At 72.1% G+C, this 15,797-nt stretch carries 16 protein-coding genes; 8 read left to right on the top strand and 8 right to left on the bottom strand.

The features are described from left to right. Nucleotides 1–5 precede the first annotated feature (5 nt). The 3 genes from fabG to OG758_RS30950 all read left to right on the top strand — a co-directional run bounded on the left by fabG (nucleotide 6) and on the right by OG758_RS30950 (nucleotide 2,705). Nucleotides 6–710, top strand: coding sequence for a 3-oxoacyl-ACP reductase FabG (gene fabG, locus OG758_RS30960; protein ID WP_266564108.1), 705 nt, complete (start codon nucleotides 6–8; stop codon nucleotides 708–710). Between the two features lie 55 nt (nucleotides 711–765). Beyond that, entirely contained in the window at nucleotides 766–1,209 is a 444-nt protein-coding gene (locus OG758_RS30955; protein WP_326712943.1) for an ester cyclase, read from the top strand. 89 nt (nucleotides 1,210–1,298) lie between these two features. Then, nucleotides 1,299–2,705, top strand: a complete 1,407-nt coding sequence (locus OG758_RS30950) for an MFS transporter (RefSeq protein WP_326712942.1) — start codon at nucleotides 1,299–1,301, stop codon at nucleotides 2,703–2,705. Here the strand turns inward: OG758_RS30950 and OG758_RS30945 are convergent. From OG758_RS30945 to OG758_RS30925, 5 genes are all read right to left on the bottom strand, one after another. Beyond that, entirely contained in the window at nucleotides 2,608–3,024 is a 417-nt protein-coding gene (locus tag OG758_RS30945) for a MaoC/PaaZ C-terminal domain-containing protein (RefSeq protein ID WP_326712941.1), read from the bottom strand. The genes OG758_RS30950 and OG758_RS30945 overlap by 98 nt on opposite strands. Next, the gene (locus tag OG758_RS30940) at nucleotides 3,021–3,446 is read right to left on the bottom strand and encodes an FAS1-like dehydratase domain-containing protein (protein ID WP_326712940.1); all 426 of its coding nucleotides are present in this window, start codon (nucleotides 3,444–3,446) and stop codon (nucleotides 3,021–3,023) included. Before OG758_RS30940 ends, OG758_RS30945 begins: the two co-directional genes overlap by 4 nt. A gap of 87 nt (nucleotides 3,447–3,533) precedes the next feature. Beyond that, nucleotides 3,534–4,643, bottom strand: coding sequence for a beta-ketoacyl synthase N-terminal-like domain-containing protein (locus OG758_RS30935; protein ID WP_326712939.1), 1,110 nt, complete (start codon nucleotides 4,641–4,643; stop codon nucleotides 3,534–3,536). Next, entirely contained in the window at nucleotides 4,640–5,878 is a 1,239-nt protein-coding gene (locus OG758_RS30930; protein ID WP_326712938.1) for a beta-ketoacyl-[acyl-carrier-protein] synthase family protein, read from the bottom strand. The genes OG758_RS30935 and OG758_RS30930 overlap by 4 nt, the downstream gene beginning before the upstream one ends. After that, nucleotides 5,871–6,161: an acyl carrier protein gene (locus OG758_RS30925; RefSeq protein WP_326712937.1), complete on the bottom strand. Its 291-nt coding sequence runs from the start codon at nucleotides 6,159–6,161 to the stop codon at nucleotides 5,871–5,873. The genes OG758_RS30930 and OG758_RS30925 overlap by 8 nt, the downstream gene beginning before the upstream one ends. Nucleotides 6,162–6,392: 231 nt before the next feature. On the opposite strand from OG758_RS30925, the gene OG758_RS30920 reads away from it, so the two are divergent. The 3 genes from OG758_RS30920 to OG758_RS30910 all read left to right on the top strand — a co-directional run bounded on the left by OG758_RS30920 (nucleotide 6,393) and on the right by OG758_RS30910 (nucleotide 9,650). Next, complete coding sequence (locus OG758_RS30920; RefSeq protein WP_326712936.1) at nucleotides 6,393–7,373, top strand: ACP S-malonyltransferase; 981 nt, start codon at nucleotides 6,393–6,395, stop codon at nucleotides 7,371–7,373. Continuing rightward, nucleotides 7,370–9,028: a phytoene desaturase family protein gene (locus tag OG758_RS30915; protein WP_326712935.1), complete on the top strand. Its 1,659-nt coding sequence runs from the start codon at nucleotides 7,370–7,372 to the stop codon at nucleotides 9,026–9,028. Before OG758_RS30920 ends, OG758_RS30915 begins: the two co-directional genes overlap by 4 nt. Before the next feature lie 100 nt (nucleotides 9,029–9,128). Then, nucleotides 9,129–9,650 carry a TetR/AcrR family transcriptional regulator gene (locus OG758_RS30910; protein WP_326712934.1) on the top strand — a complete coding sequence of 174 codons (522 nt, stop codon included), beginning with the start codon at nucleotides 9,129–9,131 and terminating at the stop codon, nucleotides 9,648–9,650. On the opposite strand, the gene OG758_RS30905 is transcribed toward OG758_RS30910, so the two are convergent. Then, nucleotides 9,638–11,578: an AMP-dependent synthetase/ligase gene (locus OG758_RS30905; protein ID WP_326712933.1), complete on the bottom strand. Its 1,941-nt coding sequence runs from the start codon at nucleotides 11,576–11,578 to the stop codon at nucleotides 9,638–9,640. The genes OG758_RS30910 and OG758_RS30905 overlap by 13 nt on opposite strands. Before the next feature lie 153 nt (nucleotides 11,579–11,731). Further along, complete coding sequence (locus OG758_RS30900; protein ID WP_326712932.1) at nucleotides 11,732–12,457, bottom strand: TetR/AcrR family transcriptional regulator; 726 nt, start codon at nucleotides 12,455–12,457, stop codon at nucleotides 11,732–11,734. 86 nt (nucleotides 12,458–12,543) lie between these two features. On the opposite strand from OG758_RS30900, the gene OG758_RS30895 reads away from it, so the two are divergent. Next, a complete protein-coding gene (locus tag OG758_RS30895; protein ID WP_326712931.1) occupies nucleotides 12,544–13,023 on the top strand; it encodes an SCP2 sterol-binding domain-containing protein in 480 nt (159 codons plus the stop codon). Nucleotides 13,024–13,046: 23 nt separating this feature from the next. Further along, nucleotides 13,047–14,027, top strand: a complete 981-nt coding sequence (locus OG758_RS30890; protein ID WP_326712930.1) for an aldo/keto reductase — start codon at nucleotides 13,047–13,049, stop codon at nucleotides 14,025–14,027. A gap of 26 nt (nucleotides 14,028–14,053) precedes the next feature. Here OG758_RS30890 and OG758_RS30885 read toward each other — a convergent pair whose 3' ends face one another. Continuing rightward, complete coding sequence (locus OG758_RS30885) at nucleotides 14,054–15,790, bottom strand: ABC transporter ATP-binding protein (protein ID WP_326712929.1); 1,737 nt, start codon at nucleotides 15,788–15,790, stop codon at nucleotides 14,054–14,056. Nucleotides 15,791–15,797: the final 7 nt, after the last annotated feature.

Raw genomic sequence — 15,797 nt, 5'->3', positions numbered from 1 at the left:
ACTCCGTGAGCCGTTCCGTGCTCGTCACCGGCGGGAACCGGGGCATCGGCCTCGCCACCGCCCGCGCCCTGGCCGAACAGGGCGACAAGGTCGCCGTCACGTACCGCACCGGTGAGCCGCCCGAGGGCCTGTTCGGGGTGCGCTGCGACGTGACGGACCCCGAGTCCGTGCGGCGCGCGGTCGACGAGGCCCGCATCCAGCACGGGCCGATCCAGGTGCTCGTCTCCAACGCGGGGATCACCCGCGACGAGCTGCTCGTCGGCATGGAGGACGACGACTTCCGCGCGGTCATCGAGACGAACCTGATGTCGGCGGTGACCGTCGCCAGGGAGGTCGTGCCGGACATGCTCAAGGCCCGCTGGGGCCGGGTCGTCCTCATGTCCTCGATGAGCGCGATGGCGGGTGCCCCGGGCCAGACCAACTACGCGGCGTCCAAGGCCGGGTTGATCGGTTTCGGCCGCTCGCTCGCCCGCGAGGTGGGCCGCCGCAACATCACGGTCAACATCGTCTCGCCCGGCCTGATCGAGACCGACATGGTCAAGGACGTCACCGACGCCCGGCGTCAGCACGTCCTCGGCCAGACGTCCCTGTTCCGGGCCGGCACCCCGGACGAGGTCGCGGCCGCCGTCCGCTTCCTGGCGAGCGAGGAGGCCTCGTACGTCACGGCGGCGATCCTCCCGGTCACGGGCGGCCTCGGCGTCGGCCACTGACTCCCCCCACACCGGAGAACACCCCTCCCAACTCCCGCTACAGGAAAGGACCTCCATGTCCAACGCCACCGTTCTGGAGATCGCCCAGCAGATGGGAAAGATCTTCAACGACCTCGACGAGAAGGTCGCCCACGAACTGGTCGCCCCCGGTTTCGTCGACTACGAGGCCCCGCCCGGCACCCCCGGCGGCCCCTCCGGCTACCTCGGCACCGCCCGCTGGATGAACTCCGTGTTCTCCGAGGCGAGCTGGGACCACATCGACTCGTTCGCCGACGGCGACAAGGCCGTCATCCGGGTGCGCTTCACCGGCATCCACACCGGCGACTTCCTCGGCTTCGAGGGCACCGGCAACAAGGTCGACGTCGAGCACATCCACATCTACCGCGTCGGTGACGACGGTCTGGTGCACGAGCACTGGGCCTGCCGCCAGGACCTGTTCCTGCTGGCGCAGATCGGCGCCGTCGAGCTGAAGCTGCCGCCGGCGGGCACGCAGGCGTAACGCCGTTCGTACGCGCGGGCCAGGCCGCCGGACCTCTCGAGGGCCGGCGGCCTCCTCGCGTCCCCAAGCCGTAAGGAAGGAAAGACATCGTGCGAGCAAAGGGGGCGGCATGGGCGCTGATCGCGACCTCGCTGCCCATGTTCATGGTGGCCGTCGACAACCTCGTCGTGACCAACGCGCTGACCGTCATCTCCCGTGATCTGGGGGTGCGCCAGTCCGGCCTCCAGTGGGTCGTCAACGGATACATCCTGGCGTTCGCGGGGCTGCTGCTCGCGGGCGCCGCTCTCGGCGACCGGATCGGCCGGCGGCGCGTCTTCGTGTGGGGCATCGGGCTCTTCACCGTCGCGTCCGCGGCGTGCGCGCTCTCCGACTCGGCGGGCCTGCTCGTCGCCGCCCGGGTCGTGCAGGGGGCGGGGGCCGCTGCCGTCCTGCCGGTCTCACTGACCCTGGCCGTCGCGGCCGTCGCCCCGGAGCGCAGGCCGCTCGCGGTCGGCGTGTGGGGCGGGGTCAACGGCCTGGGCATCGCGCTCGGCCCGATGGCCGGCGGCCTGGTCACGCAGGGCCTCGACTGGCACTGGATCTTCTGGATCAACGTGCCGGTGGGGGCGGTCGCGCTCCCTCTCGCCCTGTGGGCGATCCGCGAGTCCAAGGGCGCGCCGCGCCGCCTCGACGTGCCGGGCATCGCGTTCGTCACGGGTGCGGTGGTGGCTGCCGTGTGGGGCATCGTGCAGGCGGCCGACAGTGGCTGGGCCGCGGTGCGTCCACCGGCCGGACTCGCCGTGTCCGCCGCGCTGTTCGCCGGTTTCGCCCGGTGGCAGCGGCGCACCCCGACGCCTCTCGCGCCGCTGCACCTCTACCGCGTACGCCCGTTCATGCTGAGCAACGCGCTGGCCCTGACCATGTACTTCGGAGTGTTCGGCGCGATCTTCTTCCTGGCGCAGTTCATGCAGGGGCCGATGGGCTACTCACCGTTCGAGGCGGGTCTGCGTACGCTGCCGTGGACCGCTGCGCCGATGGTGATCGTGCCGCTGGCCAGCGCGCTGGTCGGGCGGGTGGGCGGCGGTCCGCTCCAGGCGGCGGGGTGTCTGCTCCAGGCGGTCGCGCTGGTGTGGCTGGCGCTGATCTCGAAGCCCGGTCTGGCGTACGGGCAGATGGTCGGCGCCATGGTCCTCGCGGGCGTCGGTATGGGTCTCGTCTTCGCGGCGAACCCGGCGACGGTCATCGGCTCGGTCGCGGAGCACGAGCACAATCTCGCGTCCGGCGTGAACAACACGATCCGCGAGTTCGGCGGCGCCCTCGGCATCGCCCTCCTGACCGCCGTGTACGCGCACGGCGGCCTCCGCAGCGCGGTGCTGACGGGGGCCGCCGTGGTGTTCGCTGGGGCGTTCGCGGGGCTCGCTATCGGCCGTACGCCAGCACCGCTCGCGTCCGCGCCAGTACCTTCTGCTCCGCACAGCGCACCGTCAGATCGACCCGAACCGTCCCGTCTTCCCTGACGTCGCCCACGGTGCCGTCGACGGTGAGGTCCACGCCGTCGGCGGTGTCGGGGACGAGGACCGGACGGGTGAAGCGGGTGCCGTACTCGATGAGGGTGGCCCGCTCGCCCGCCCACTGGGTGACGGCGGTCGCGGCGACGCCCATGCCGAGCATGCCGTGCGCGATGACACCGGGCAGGCCCACGGCGGCGGCGCGGGAGTCGGACCAGTGGATGGGGTTGTGGTCGCCGGACGCGGCGGCGTAGGCCACGAGCCGCTCGCGGGTGTAGCGGAAGGTACGGGTGGGCAGCCGGTCGCCGGGCCGCGGTACCTGGCTCATACGGCTTCCTCCTTACGGGAGACGAGGGTCGAGGTCGTCGTGCACACGGGCGCGCCTCCGTCCGCCTCGCGCAGATGTCCGCGCAGGGTGACGACGTCGTTCCCGTCGACCGTCCCGGCGGCGACGATCTCGATGGTGACGGTGAGCCGGTCCCCGGCGCGCACCGGGCGGACCGACTCGAAGCGCTGGTCGCGGTGGACGGCCCGCGCGAAGTCGAAGCCGAGGTCCGGGTCGTCGAGGATCTGCTTCATGACGTGCAGGGACAGCACGATGGGGAAGGTGGGCGGCGCGACGGCGCCGTCACCGGCAGGCGCCCCGAGGACGGCGGCGAACTCCCTGATCTTCTCGCGGCCCACTTCGTACGGCTCGGTGGGCGGGTAGATGCGGCCTGCGCAGGCCGGGTCGAGGGTGGCGGCGGACATACGGGCTCCTTCAGGGGCGGTGAACGGAAAAGGCAGCGGCGCCCGCGGGGAGACTCGCGGGCGCCGCTGCCGTCATCGGGGCAGGCCTCAGCGGGGGCTGCGCACCACCAGGGCCGCGGCGTTGCCGTCCCGGCCCACGGACGTGACGAGCGCCGTCACCGGCGAGGCCGGCGGCTCGGCCTGCCACAGGGCGAGGAGGGCGGCGAGCTGCAGCGCGCCACTGGCGCTGTACGTCTCGCCGAGCACATCGGCGACCCGTACGGCGCGCGGCAGTTCGCCCCCGAGCGCGGCCCGCACGCCGCGCTCCTCGATCCGCTCCAGGCCGCGGTGGTGGGCGGCGCCGAGGGAGACGGCCGTCACCTCCTCGGGGCGGACCCCGCTGCGGTCGAGGGCGCGCGAGACGGCGTTCGCGAGACCTTCGGCATACTGCCGCGGGTCCGGCGTGAACCGCACCTCGCACGCGAGGAGTTCGGCCAGGGCCCCCTCCGCAGGGTCCTGCTGAACGGTGAAGACGGCCGCGCCCTCACCGAGTGCCGCGTCCTCGCGGAGCACCCCGGTGCGGTGCCACGCCCACGCCGCCGGGGCGCTCAGTTCCTCCACGCCGCCGACGAGGAGCCGCTCGGCGCGGCCGAGGCCGAGCGCGAGGCGTGCGTGCCGGAACGCGAGCAGCGAGGCGGTCTGGCCGCCGGCGACGGTCGCGTTCAGGCCGCGCAGGCCGTTGCGGATGGCGATCTGCCCGGAGGTGCTGTTCATGACGGTGTTCGGGAACTGGCCCGGGTTCACCAGGTACGGCTTCTCCAGGGTCAGCGTGTCGTACAGGAGGGAGCTGTGGGTCGACACGGAGCCGGTGTTGGTGGCGAGCACCACGCCGGTGCGGCCGCCGCTCACCTCCGCCCCTTCGAGCACCTCCTTGCAGGCCACGAGGCCGAAGGAGGTGAGCCGGTCGAGGTACTTGGTGCCCTTGCGGCCCAGGTGCTCCTTGACGTCGAAGCCGTGGACGGCGCGGACGGGGCGCGGCGGGTACGTGTCGGCGTCCTCGCCGACCGGGCTCTTCTCCAGCTCGCCCTGCTCGAGGAGAAGTTCACCGAGCGGGGCGAGGCCGTACCCGGCCGCGGAGACGACTCCGGCGCCGGTGACGTGGAGCGGTGCGGCGGTCGCGACGGCGGTCGTGCCCGCGGTCGCAGTCGCGGTCGTCACGAGACCCTCCCCAGGATGGTGATGACGTTGTTCCCGCCGAAGGCGAACCCGTGGTTCTGCACGATGTCCAGGCGGGCCTCGCGGCCGACGCCGGGCACGCAGTCCACGCCCTCGCCGAGCGCCGGGTCGGGCTCGGTGACGTTGGCCGTGGGCGGCAGGAAGTCCTGCTCGAACGCCTTGCAGCAGGCGATCGCGCCGAAGCCGGACGCGGCGCCCATGGTGTGGCCGAGCATCGACTTGATGGAGCTGATCGGCGGGATGCGGTCGCCGAACACCTCGCGGGCGGCGGCCACTTCGGTGGAGTCGTTCGTCGGCGTGCCGGTGCCGTGGGCGCAGATGTAGTCGATCTGCGCGGGCTCGACGCCGGCCGCCTCGTGCGCGGCCCTGATGCCCGCGGCGATGCTGGTCGCGTCGGGGTGCACCATGTGGGCGGCGTCGCAGTTGGCCGCGTAGCCGAGGATCTCCGCGTACATCCGGGCGCCGCGCGCCACGGCGTGCTCGTACGTCTCCAGGACGAGGACGGCGCCGCCCTCGCCGGTGACGATGCCGGAGCGGTCGGCGGCGAAGGGCCGCGGCACGTCCTCGGCCATCGCGCCGAGCGCGTAGAACCCGGCGTGGGTGAGGCGGTTGACGGCGTCGGCGCCGCCCGCGAGCATCACCTCGGCCTCGCCGCTGCGCACCAGGTCGTAGGCGTAGCCGAGCGCGTAGTTGGAGGCGGAGCAGGCCGTCGGGATGGTCTGCGTCTCGCCGGTGAGGCGCAGTTCGGCGCTGACCGCGTTGGCGATCCTGGACGCCGGTGTCTGGCCGGCGAGTTCGCCGTCGATCGAGGCGAGACCGCCCTCGATCCACTGCTCGGCGAGGGCCTGGACGACCGCGGACTCGCCGCTGGTGGTGCCCATGACGGCGCCCGCGCGGGCCGTGTCGAGCTGCTCCTCGTCGATGCCCGCGTCGGCGACGGCGAGCCGGGCGGCGGCCGCCGCGAGCAGGCCGCTGCGACCCCAGCGCGGCGGGTCGAGCCGCTTGAGGTGGTCGGCGGGCTCGAAGTCGAGGACCTCGCCGGCCTTGCGGCGCGGGAAGGCGCTCGCGTCGAAGGACTCGATGGGGGCGGTGCCGTTGACGCCCGCCCGGACGGCGGCGGCGAACACGTCGGCGCCGATGCCGACGGGCGACACCGCGCCGAGTCCGGTGATGACGACGCGGCGCGAGGGGCGCACCGCACCGGCGGTGTCAGCCATTCGCGCTCTCCCCCGCCTGCTGGTCCGCGGCGTGCTGCACGACGGCGTCGACGAGGAGGCGCAGATTCACCAGATCGCCGAGGGTGTCCTTCGGAATGGCAACCCCCAATTCCTTCTCTATTCGGGAGACGACGGTGATGAGGGAGAGCGAGTCGCTGTCGTAGTCGTCGATGAAATGACCGCTGTCCGTCAGCTCTCCCTCTTCCAGCTCGAGTTCCTCGATGACGATCCGGCTCACCTGCTCGTGGTAGCCGGCCGCCGACGCCACGGTCTGCTGAGTCATGTGTGTTCCTCTCATCGCCTGCTGCCTTGACGAAGGGAACGTAAGCGGGCCGGAGCGGGCCGGACAAGGGGCGCCCAACGAAAGAGGCAGCGCATTCCCCGAAAGTGACAGCAAAGGCTTCTCCCCCGCCCCGCGCGACTATTCGGAGACCTTTTATCTGCCCTCTACGGCGGTTCCAAATCCTTCTGGAATCATCGCCGTAGCCGTAATTCCGGGAGACAGAAGAAGGCGATGGACGAGATGACAGGTCCGCGATTGGCTCTGGTGTTTCCGGGGCAGGGCGCGCAGCAGGCGGGAATGGGCCGGCCGTGGGCGTCGAGCCCCGGCTGGTTCCTGGCCGAGCGGGCGAGCGAGGTGTCCGGGCGTGACGTGGTGGAGCTGCTGCTCCGTTCCGACGACGCGTATCTGCGGCGCACCGACAACGCGCAGCTCGCCACGTTCGTCCTGGAGATGGTGATCCTGAGCGAGCTGCGGCAGGTCCTGCCCGCCGCGGGCCGCCCCCTGGTGTGCGCGGGCCACAGCCTCGGCGAGTACGCGGCGCTCGTCGCGGCCGGAGTCATCGGTTTCGAGGACGGCGTACGGCTCGTCGCGGCGCGCGGCGAGGCGATGCGCAAGGCGTGCGCGGACGCGCCCGGCACGATGGCCGTGGTCCTCGGGCTGTCCGCCGGTGAACTGGAGAAGGCCGCCGCGTCGGTGCGCGAGGACGGCGGCCGGGTCTGGGTCGCGAACCTCAACTCGCCTCAGCAGACCGTTCTTTCGGGCGAGGCCGACGCCGTGGAGCGGTGCTCGGCGGTGGCCGCGGGGCTGGGGGCGACGCGTGTCGTGTCGATCCCGGTGGGCGGCGCCTTCCATACGCCGCTGATGGCCCCGGCGGCCGTGTCGTTCGAGCGGGCACTGGCGGGGACCGAGTTCCTGCACGGCTTCACGCCGGTCGTGGCGAACGTCGACGCACGCCCCTACCGCGGTTCCGACGGCTGGCCCGAGTTCCTGAAGCGGCAGCTGACGTCCCCGGTGCGCTGGTCGGACTCGGTGCGCACGATGGCCGACGAGCTGCACTGCGACATGTTCGTCGAGATCGGCCCCGGCCGTACGCTCACGGGCCTGGCCCGCAAGACCGCGCCGCGCGTCTCCCGGCTCACGGTCGGCGAACCGGGGCAGCTGCCCGCGGTGCCGACCCCGCTCCCGTCGACGCCGACCCGGAGTGTTGCATGACCTCCACGGAGACTACGGACAGTTGGGACGCGGTCGTCGTCGGCTCCGGTATCGGCGGTCTCGTCTGTGCCGCGTATCTCGCGGTCTCCGGCAAGCGGGTCCTGGTCGCCGAGCAGGGCGGCGTCGCGGGCGGCAACAGCCATGTGTTCCGCAGGCGCCGCGCCTACGAGTTCGACGTCGGCGTGCACTATCTCGGCGACTGCGGGCCGGACGGACTGCTGCCCGCGGTCCTGGACGGGCTCGGCCTGCGCGAACGGCTCACGTACCGCGAGATGAACCCGGACGCCTTCGACCGCGTCGTGATTCCCGGCGCCACGCTCGACATGCCGGCGGACTGGGCGACGTACCGCAAGCGGCTCCGGGAGGCGTGCCCGGACGACGCGGCGGGGATCGACACGTTCCTCGACGTCGTGGCGGGGCTCGGCACCGAGCGGCGGGACGCGATCGTCGCCGCCGAGGACCTCCCGATGTCCGAACTCCCGCAGCACGCCCCGCAGTCGGTGGCCTGGGGGCGCCGCACCCTGACCGAGCTGTTCGACCACTGCGGCCTGTCGCCACGGGCCCGTACGCTGCTCGCCGCCCAGTCGCCGAACTACGGCATGGCACCCGACGAGGCGACCGTCGCCCTGCACGCCACGGTCACCGACCACTACATCCGGGGCGCCTACTACCCGCAGGGCGGCGGCCAGATGCTCGCGGCCGGGCTCCTCGAAGTGATCCGCGCGCACGGCGGCACACTGCGCACGTACAGCAGGGTGACGCGGATCGCCGTCGAGGAGGGCCGCACGCGCGGCGTCGAGTTCGCCGACGGCAGCCGCGCGCCCGCCCCGGTCGTCGTCTCGAACGCCGACTACCGGCGCACCATGCTGGACCTCGTCGGCGCGCAGAACCTGCCGCGCCGGCTCGCCGCCAAGACGCGCGACGCGCGGATGGCGCTCCCCTGGGCGGCGGTCTACGTGGCCCTCGACCGGGACATCGAACAGCACGCCAACCTGTGGTGGTACCGCGGCGACGACATCGAACGGTTCTACACGGGGCTGCGCGCCGGCACCGTGGAGGGCGGCTCGGACTTCCTCTTCGCCTCGTTCGCCTCCGGCAAGGACGACGTCACCCCTCGCATCTGCCCTCCGGGCCACTCCAACTTCCAGCTGATGACGCTGTGCCCGCCCGGCTTCGAGCAGTGGGGCGTGAGTACGGGCCCCGCGGACGGCGAGAAGTACCGCCGCAACCCCGTGTACCAGAAGGAGAAGGCCCGCCTCACGGACGCGGTCCTGGACGCGGCGGAGGAGCTGCTCGGCCCGCTGCGCGGTCACCTCACGCACCTGGAGACCGCGACTCCCCTCACCCACGAGCGCTTCACGCTCTCCAGCGGCGGTACGCCCTTCGGCATGGCGCACTGGGGCGCGGCCGGGGCCCGCCCGGATTCGGCGACCTGCGTCGAGGGCCTCTACATCGCCGGCGCGGACACCCGCTACGGCAACGGCATCACGGGCTCGGCGGTCAGCGGCATCGCCTGCGCGGGCCGGATCCTGGACCGCCGCCTGATGCACGAGGTGCACACCGGATCCGTCCTTTCGGACCCGTCCCTGCTCCCGGAACGAGGCGAGGGCTGGGACCCGCTTGATGTGTCCAGGGGAGACGACGTCCTGCTCTGAACCGGCCCGCAAGGAGACCCCGGATGCACTCCACCCCGATCGTGGCCCGCATCGACCGCTGCCGGGCAGGCGTGTGCGGGCGGTGCGGGGTGAGCACGCGATGCGGCTGAGCGCCGGCGAGCGGCGGGAGGCCGTCGTGCGGGCCGCGTTCGTCGAGTTCGCCGGGCGCGGGTACCACGGCACGTCGACGGAGGCGATCGCGCGGCGGGTCGGGGTGTCGCAGCCGTATCTGTTCCGGTTCTTCCCGACCAAGCACGCCCTGTTCGAGGCGGCCACCGACCGCTGTTTCCAGCGCCTCGCCCAGGCCCTGGGCGAGGCGCCCGCGACCGTGGAGGGGATGGGCCGGGCGTACGCGGAGCTGCGCGCCGACCGGGACGTCACCCTCATGCTGCTCCAGGCCGCCGCCACGGCCGCGTCGCCGGGCCAGGACGCGTTCGCCGCGCGGGTCCGGCGCGGCTGGCTGGACCTGTGGGACCTGGCCGGTGAGCGCACGGGCGCCTCGCCCGCCGACCTCGCCGCGCTCTTCGCCCACGGCCTGCCGCCCGCAGCAGCCCCGCACCGGACCCCGATCGCGGCCCCGGCCTCGATACCGGTTCCGGCGGCGGGCGGTCAGCCCCGGTAGAGGTCCTCGATCTCCCCCTCGTACGCGCCCGCGACCGCATGCCGCTTGATCTTCAACGAGGGGGTGAGCAGCCCGTTGTCCTCGGTGAACTCGCCCTCCACCAGGGCGAATTTACGTATGGACTCGGCCCGCGAGACCGCCTCGTTCGCATAGTCGACGGCCTGCTGCACCGCCGCGATCATCCGCGGGTCACGGACGACGTCGGCCGTCGGGGTGTCGGCGGGCATCTTCCGTACGGACAGCCAGTGCGCGACCGCCTCCGGCTCCAGCGTGATCAGCGCGGCGACGTAGGACCGGTTGTCGCCCACGACGATGCACTGGCCGACCGGCGGGCGGCTGCGCAGCCGGTCCTCCAGGACGGCCGGCGAGACGTTCTTGCCGCCGGAGGTGACGATGATGTCCTTCTTGCGGCCGGTGATGGTGAGATAGCCGTCCTCGTCGAGGGCCCCCAGGTCACCGGTGGCGAACCAGCCGCCGTCCAGCACCTCCGCCGTCGCCTCGGGGTTGTTCCGGTATCCGCCGAACACGATGCCGCCCTTGATGAGTACCTCCCCGTCGTCGGCGATCCGGACGGCCGTGCCCGGCACCGGGAGACCGACCGTCCCGGGACGCGGGGCGAGCGGCGGAGTGATCGTGGCGGCGGCGCTGGTCTCCGTCAGGCCGTACCCCTCGTAGACGAGGATCCCGGCGGCGTAGAAGAAGAGGCTGAGGCGCCGGTCGAGGGGGGAGCCGCCGCTGATCGCGTAGCGCAGGCGCCCGCCGAGCTCCTTGCGCACGCGGCGGAACACCAGCAGGTCGTAGAGGCCGCGGGCGATCCTGAGACCGAGGGACGGGCCTTTGCCGCGGGGATCCCGGCCGCGGCCGAGGAAGCGGGCCAGGTGCGCCTCGCCGTAGTTCACCGCGATCCGGTCGGCCCGGTCGAACGACGCGCCGCGGCCGAGTTTCTCCGCGGTGGCCCGGCCCGTGTCGTGGATCTTCTCGAAGAGGTACGGCACCCCGACGACGAACGTCGGCCGAAAGGAGCGCAGTTGGGGCCGCAGCTCGTCGGGCCTGATACCGGGGCAGTGGCCCAGTTCGATACGGGCGAGCATGCAGGAGATCTGGATGGTGCGGCCGAGGATGTGCGCCAGGGGAAGGAACAGCAGCGTCGAGGCGACCTGTCCGGTCACCTCCTTGAAGATGGGATGCAGCAGCTCCGCCGTGTTCGCGGCCTCGGTGTGCAGATTGGCGTGGGTGAGGACGCAGCCCTTCGGCTTCCCGGTGGTCCCGGAGGTGTAGCAGACGGTCGCGACGGTGTCGGGGGTGAGGGCAGTGCGCCGCTTGGTCACCTCGTCGTCTTCCACCTCCCGCCCCAGGGTGGCGAGTTCGAGTACGGCGCCCGCGTCCAGCTCCCAGCAGCGCGGCCGCTCCCCCTCGGGCAGCGCGGCGAGCGCGGTCCGCGCGGTGGCCGTGTTCTCGGGTGTCTCGGTGATCAGATGGCGCGCGCCGGAGTCCCGGACGATCCACTCGATCTGTTCGGCCGACGAGGTGGCGTAGACGGGTACGGTCTGCCCGCCGGCCGCCCAGATGGCGAAGTCGAGGACGGTCCACTCGTAGCGCGTACGGGACATGAGGGCGACGCGCCCGCCGGGTTCGAGGCCTCCCGCGATCAGCCCCTTGGCCGCCGCGGTCACCTCACGCGCGAAGGCCGCCGCCGTGACGGGACGCCAGCGCTCGCCCTCCTTGCGCCGCAGGACCACGGCGTCGGGCGCCTCGGCGGCGTTCGTGAAGGGGATGTCGGCGGGCGTGCTCCCGCCGGGGTCCGCGGCGAGGGCGGCCGTGCGCACCTCGCGCACGGTTCCGTGCTCGTCCTTGACGGTCTCGACGGTGGCCCGGTCCGTCAAGTCAGCGCGCTGCTGTGCCCGTTGAAGATCCTTGCGTACGCCCATGACGGCTCCAGGTCGCGGCTGACGTGATCCCTGCGTCTCGCTCGTCCCACGCAGACTTACAGACTTACTCGGCCGTCAACTTACTCACGCGTAACGGAAATTCAATGGGGCCGACGCGACCGAACTGCGCGGGCCGGTGAGGGTCCCGCGCGGTCAGGCCTCGCGCGGGGTCCAGACCTCGCCGTCGAGGACGTGCCGCATCCCCACCCACACCATGTTCATCAGCCGCAGCGCGATCCCGTCCGGCGACTGGCCCGGGTGGCGCTCCATCCAGTCGGTGAGCGCGTCCGCGGCGCCGACGAGCGCGTGGGCCACGAAATCGGCGTCCTCGGCGTCGAGCAGGGCCCCCCGTCCGCTGTCCGCGATGCCGTCCCCGACCAGGCCCGCGACCTCGGCCATGACGGCCCGGCGCGCCTCCGCGACCGCGGCGGCGATGGCGGCGCTGAGCTCGGAGGCCTGACGGTGCAGGACGACCCAGGAGTCACGGTGTCCGGCGACGAACCCGAAGAACGCGGCGAGGCCCGCGTAGAGCCGCTGCTCGGGCTCGCCGCCCGCCCGCGCCGCCCCCTGGAACGCGGCGACGAGCCGGGCCGACTCCCGGCACAGGCACGCCAGGAACAGCCCTTCCTTGGAGTCGAGGTAGAGATAGACCATCGGCTTGGAAACGCCCGCGAGTTCGGCGATCTCGTCGACGGACGCGGCGTGGTACCCGCGCTTGGCGAAGACCCGCACGGCGACGTCGATCATCTGCTGCTCGCGCTCGCGGCGCGGGACACGGCGCCGCCGGCCGGCAGGGGCACCCGGTCCGCCACCGCTCGCCCCCGAAGGCTCTCCGAGCCCCCCGTAGCCTTCTGCCGGATCGCCCGTTATACCCGTCACGCTTGTCAGCCCATCTGCCCCGGCCGTAACCTTACCGATTGGTAAGTTTACTGAATGGTAAGCAGTTTCGGCACACGGAGGGTTCCATGGGCGAGGGCGCAAGCACGCGCGACGGGATTGCCGGACTCGATTTCTCGGCGGTCACGCCCGAGCAGTTCGCGGCGATCGTGAAGGGCCTGTCCGCCAAGGAGATCGACCGGATCGCGCGGGACGGCGAGCTGCGGGCCCGCATCCTCGAAGAGGTCTTCGCGCGCATGGAGCGGCAGTTCAAGCGGGATGCCGCGGGCTCGCTCCAGGCCCTGATCCGCTGGAAGGTCACCAGCGCCGCGGACCAGGCGGAGGCCGTGTTCGAGACGGCGATCGCGGACGGGACCTGCACGGTCACCGAGGGCCGCTCGGACGCCACGCCGCGCGTCACGCTCGCCATGGGCGACGCGGACTTCCTGAAGCTGGTCTCGGGCAATCAGAGCCCCGTCATGATGTTCATGATGCGCAAGGTCAAGATCACCGGCGATGTCGCGTTCGCCGCGGGCCTCAACCGCTACTTCGACCTCCCCAAGCCGTGACGGCGGGGCCCTACGCTGCCGGGGTGACCACGACACCGCACGCGCACGCGCACCCGCACGCGCACACTGACCAGGACCGGCTGATCTACGGATGCATGGGGCTGGGCGGGAGTTGGGACTCCGCGCCCTACAAGGCCGCCGACATCGACGCCGCCGAGGCCGCCGTGCAGGCGGCCCTCGACAGCGGCATCACCGCGTTCGACCACGCCGACATCTACCGCGACGGCAAGGCCGAGGCCGTGTTCGGCGAGGTGCTCGCCCGGACGCCCGGGCTGCGCGAGCGCATCACCGTACAGACCAAGTGCGGGATCCGCCTCGCCGACGGCGACCGCCCCGGGGTGTACGACCTGAGCGGCGCCCGCATCGTGCGGTGCGTCGAGGAGAGCCTGACCCGGCTGCGGACCGACCACGTCGACGTCCTGTTGCTGCACCGCCCCGACCCGCTGGCGGACCCGGGCGAAGTGGCCAAGGCCCTCACCTCGCTCCAGGAGCAGGGCCTCGTCAGGAGTTTCGGCGTCTCCAACATGAGCGCCCACCAGATCGCCCACCTCCAGTCCCACCTGGACTTCCCGCTCGTCGCCAACCAGCTGGAGATGAGCCTGAAGAGCCGGGACTGGGTGGAGGCCGGAGTCCTGGTCAACACGCCCGAGGCCGCCACGAACGGCTTCCCGCTCGGCACCCTGGAACACTGCGCCACCCACGGGATCCGCCTCCAGGCGTGGGGTCCGCTCGCCCAGGGCAGTTACACGGGCCGCGAGGCGACCCCCGCCGAATACGCCACGGCCCAGCTGGTCACGGCCCTGGCCGAGAAGAAGCACACCACCCCGGAGACGATCATCCTGTGGTGGCTCCAGCGCCACCCGGCCCGCATCGCCCCGGTCATCGGCACGGCCAACCCCACCCGCATCCGAGCCTGCCGCGACGCCGCCCGCCGCGACCCCGAACTCACCCACGAGGAGTGGTACGAGCTGTGGGTGACGGCTCGGGGGGCGGCGCTCCCCTAGGGCCTGTTCGAAGACAGGTCCCAGGGCTAAGCGCTGCGCAGCCGCGCGTACGTCCCGCCCCTGGCGAGGAGTTCCCGGTGCGTACCGCACTCCACGAGACGGCCGCCGTCCACGACAAGGATGCGGTCCGCGTCCGGCGCCAGCGCCAGATCGTGGGTGATCACGATGGTCGTACGGCCCGCCATCAGCCGGCGTAGCGGCTGCACCACGCGTCGTGCGGCCAGCGCATCGAGTCCGGCGGTCGGCTCGTCGAGAACGAGGACGGGGGCGCCGCGCAGCACGGCGCGGGCGATCGCGATGCGCTGCAGCTGACCGCCGGAGAGGGCGGCGGTGGCGGGGGCGATCCGGGTGTCGTAGCCCTCGGGCAGATCGGTGATGAACTCGTGGGCGGCCGCGTCCACTGCCGCCTGCCGGATCTCCCGCTCGCCGGCGCCCGGGAGGCCGCAGGAGATGTTCTCGCGGATGGTGCCGTGCAGGATCAGGGTCTCCTGGGGCAGCAGGGCCACGTTCTCGCGGAGGAACTCCAGCGGTACGTCGGTGAGCGGCACCCCGTCGAGGCGTACGGTCCCGGCCGTCGGGTCGTAGAAGCGCAGCAGCAGCTTGGAGAGGGTCGACTTGCCTGCTCCGCTTTCCCCTGTGATCAGGACGAGTTCGCCGGGCTCGGCGGTCAGTGACACGTCTGTCAGCGATTCCGCGGGAGCGTCCGGGTAGCGGAAGGAGACGCCCTCGAGGCTGATGCGGCCGTGCACGGGCCAGGCCGGCCGGGGTGAGACGGGGTCGGTCACCGCGGGCTCGGCGTCCAGGACCTCCTGGATCCGTTCCGCTCCGGCCGTGGCGGCGGTGAGCGTGAGGCCCAGCTGCCCGAGGTTGCGGATCGGCGGATAGAGGTAGCCGATGAAGGCCGCGAAGGCGAGCAGATCGCCGAGCGTCATACGGCCCGCGGCGATCTCCCAGGCGCCGAATCCGATGACGGCCAGCACACACAGCGTCTCGACGACCTCGACGAACTGCTCGTACAGCTCGCTCGCGCGGGCGCCACGCACGGAGGCGCGCAGCCACGCACGGGCCTCGTGGTCGAGCCGGCGTTCCTCGTCCCGGCGCAGGTTGTAGGCCTGGGTGAGGACGACATTGCCGAGGGACTCCTCGACGACCGAGGTGATGGCGCCGTCGGCGGTGCGCTCCTCACGGGCCGCGGACCTGATGCGGCCGGCGAAATGGCGGGCGGCGACGAGGAAGAGAGGGGCGAGCAGGAAGGTGACGAGGGCGAGGTCCCAGCGGAGCCAGAGGGCAGCGGCCATGTAGAAGACGGTGGAGAACAACGCGGAAACGGTGCCCACCACGCCGGACACCACCATCTGTTCGATGGCCTCGACATCACCGGTGAGCCGCTCGACGAGATCGCCCTGCCGGTGCTTCTGGAAGAAGTGCGGGGGCAGCCCCTGCACATGACGGAACACGCCGGCGCGCAGCCGCAGGACGAACCGCTCCGCGGTCCATACAGCGAGCGAGTTCCCGGCATACCCGACCGCGGCGCCGATCACGGCAACACCGAGCCACTGCGCGGCGGGCACCCAGAATGCGGAGAGCGATCCCGCAGCCAGCGCGTGGTCGGTGAGATGCGCGAAAATCAGGATCGAGGCTGTCTCGGCGAGCGCGGCGACCACGACGCAGACAATGATCAGGACCAGCCATCTGCGGTCACCACGCGTCAACGGCCAGAATCGCCGGAACGCCTGACGGGCACCCGTGCTTTTATGCTCCATCAACTCC

The organism is Streptomyces sp. NBC_01474 (assembly GCF_035918215.1).
Lineage (GTDB): Bacteria > Actinomycetota > Actinomycetes > Streptomycetales > Streptomycetaceae > Streptomyces > Streptomyces aureus.
This window is presented reverse-complemented; position numbering and strand designations above follow the sequence as displayed.

Coding starts and splice junctions, on each gene's coding strand:
- OG758_RS30945 (WP_326712941.1), bottom strand. CDS start 3,024: ATGAGCCAGGTACCGCGGCCCGGCGACCGGCTGCCCACCCGTACCTTC.
- OG758_RS30930 (WP_326712938.1), bottom strand. CDS start 5,878: ATGGCTGACACCGCCGGTGCGGTGCGCCCCTCGCGCCGCGTCGTCATC.
- OG758_RS30925 (WP_326712937.1), bottom strand. CDS start 6,161: ATGACTCAGCAGACCGTGGCGTCGGCGGCCGGCTACCACGAGCAGGTG.
- OG758_RS30885 (WP_326712929.1), bottom strand. CDS start 15,790: ATGGAGCATAAAAGCACGGGTGCCCGTCAGGCGTTCCGGCGATTCTGG.
- OG758_RS30905 (WP_326712933.1), bottom strand. CDS start 11,578: ATGGGCGTACGCAAGGATCTTCAACGGGCACAGCAGCGCGCTGACTTG.
- OG758_RS30955 (WP_326712943.1), top strand. CDS start 766: ATGTCCAACGCCACCGTTCTGGAGATCGCCCAGCAGATGGGAAAGATC.
- OG758_RS30910 (WP_326712934.1), top strand. CDS start 9,129: ATGCGGCTGAGCGCCGGCGAGCGGCGGGAGGCCGTCGTGCGGGCCGCG.
- OG758_RS30920 (WP_326712936.1), top strand. CDS start 6,393: ATGGACGAGATGACAGGTCCGCGATTGGCTCTGGTGTTTCCGGGGCAG.
- OG758_RS30895 (WP_326712931.1), top strand. CDS start 12,544: ATGGGCGAGGGCGCAAGCACGCGCGACGGGATTGCCGGACTCGATTTC.
- OG758_RS30940 (WP_326712940.1), bottom strand. CDS start 3,446: ATGTCCGCCGCCACCCTCGACCCGGCCTGCGCAGGCCGCATCTACCCG.
- OG758_RS30915 (WP_326712935.1), top strand. CDS start 7,370: ATGACCTCCACGGAGACTACGGACAGTTGGGACGCGGTCGTCGTCGGC.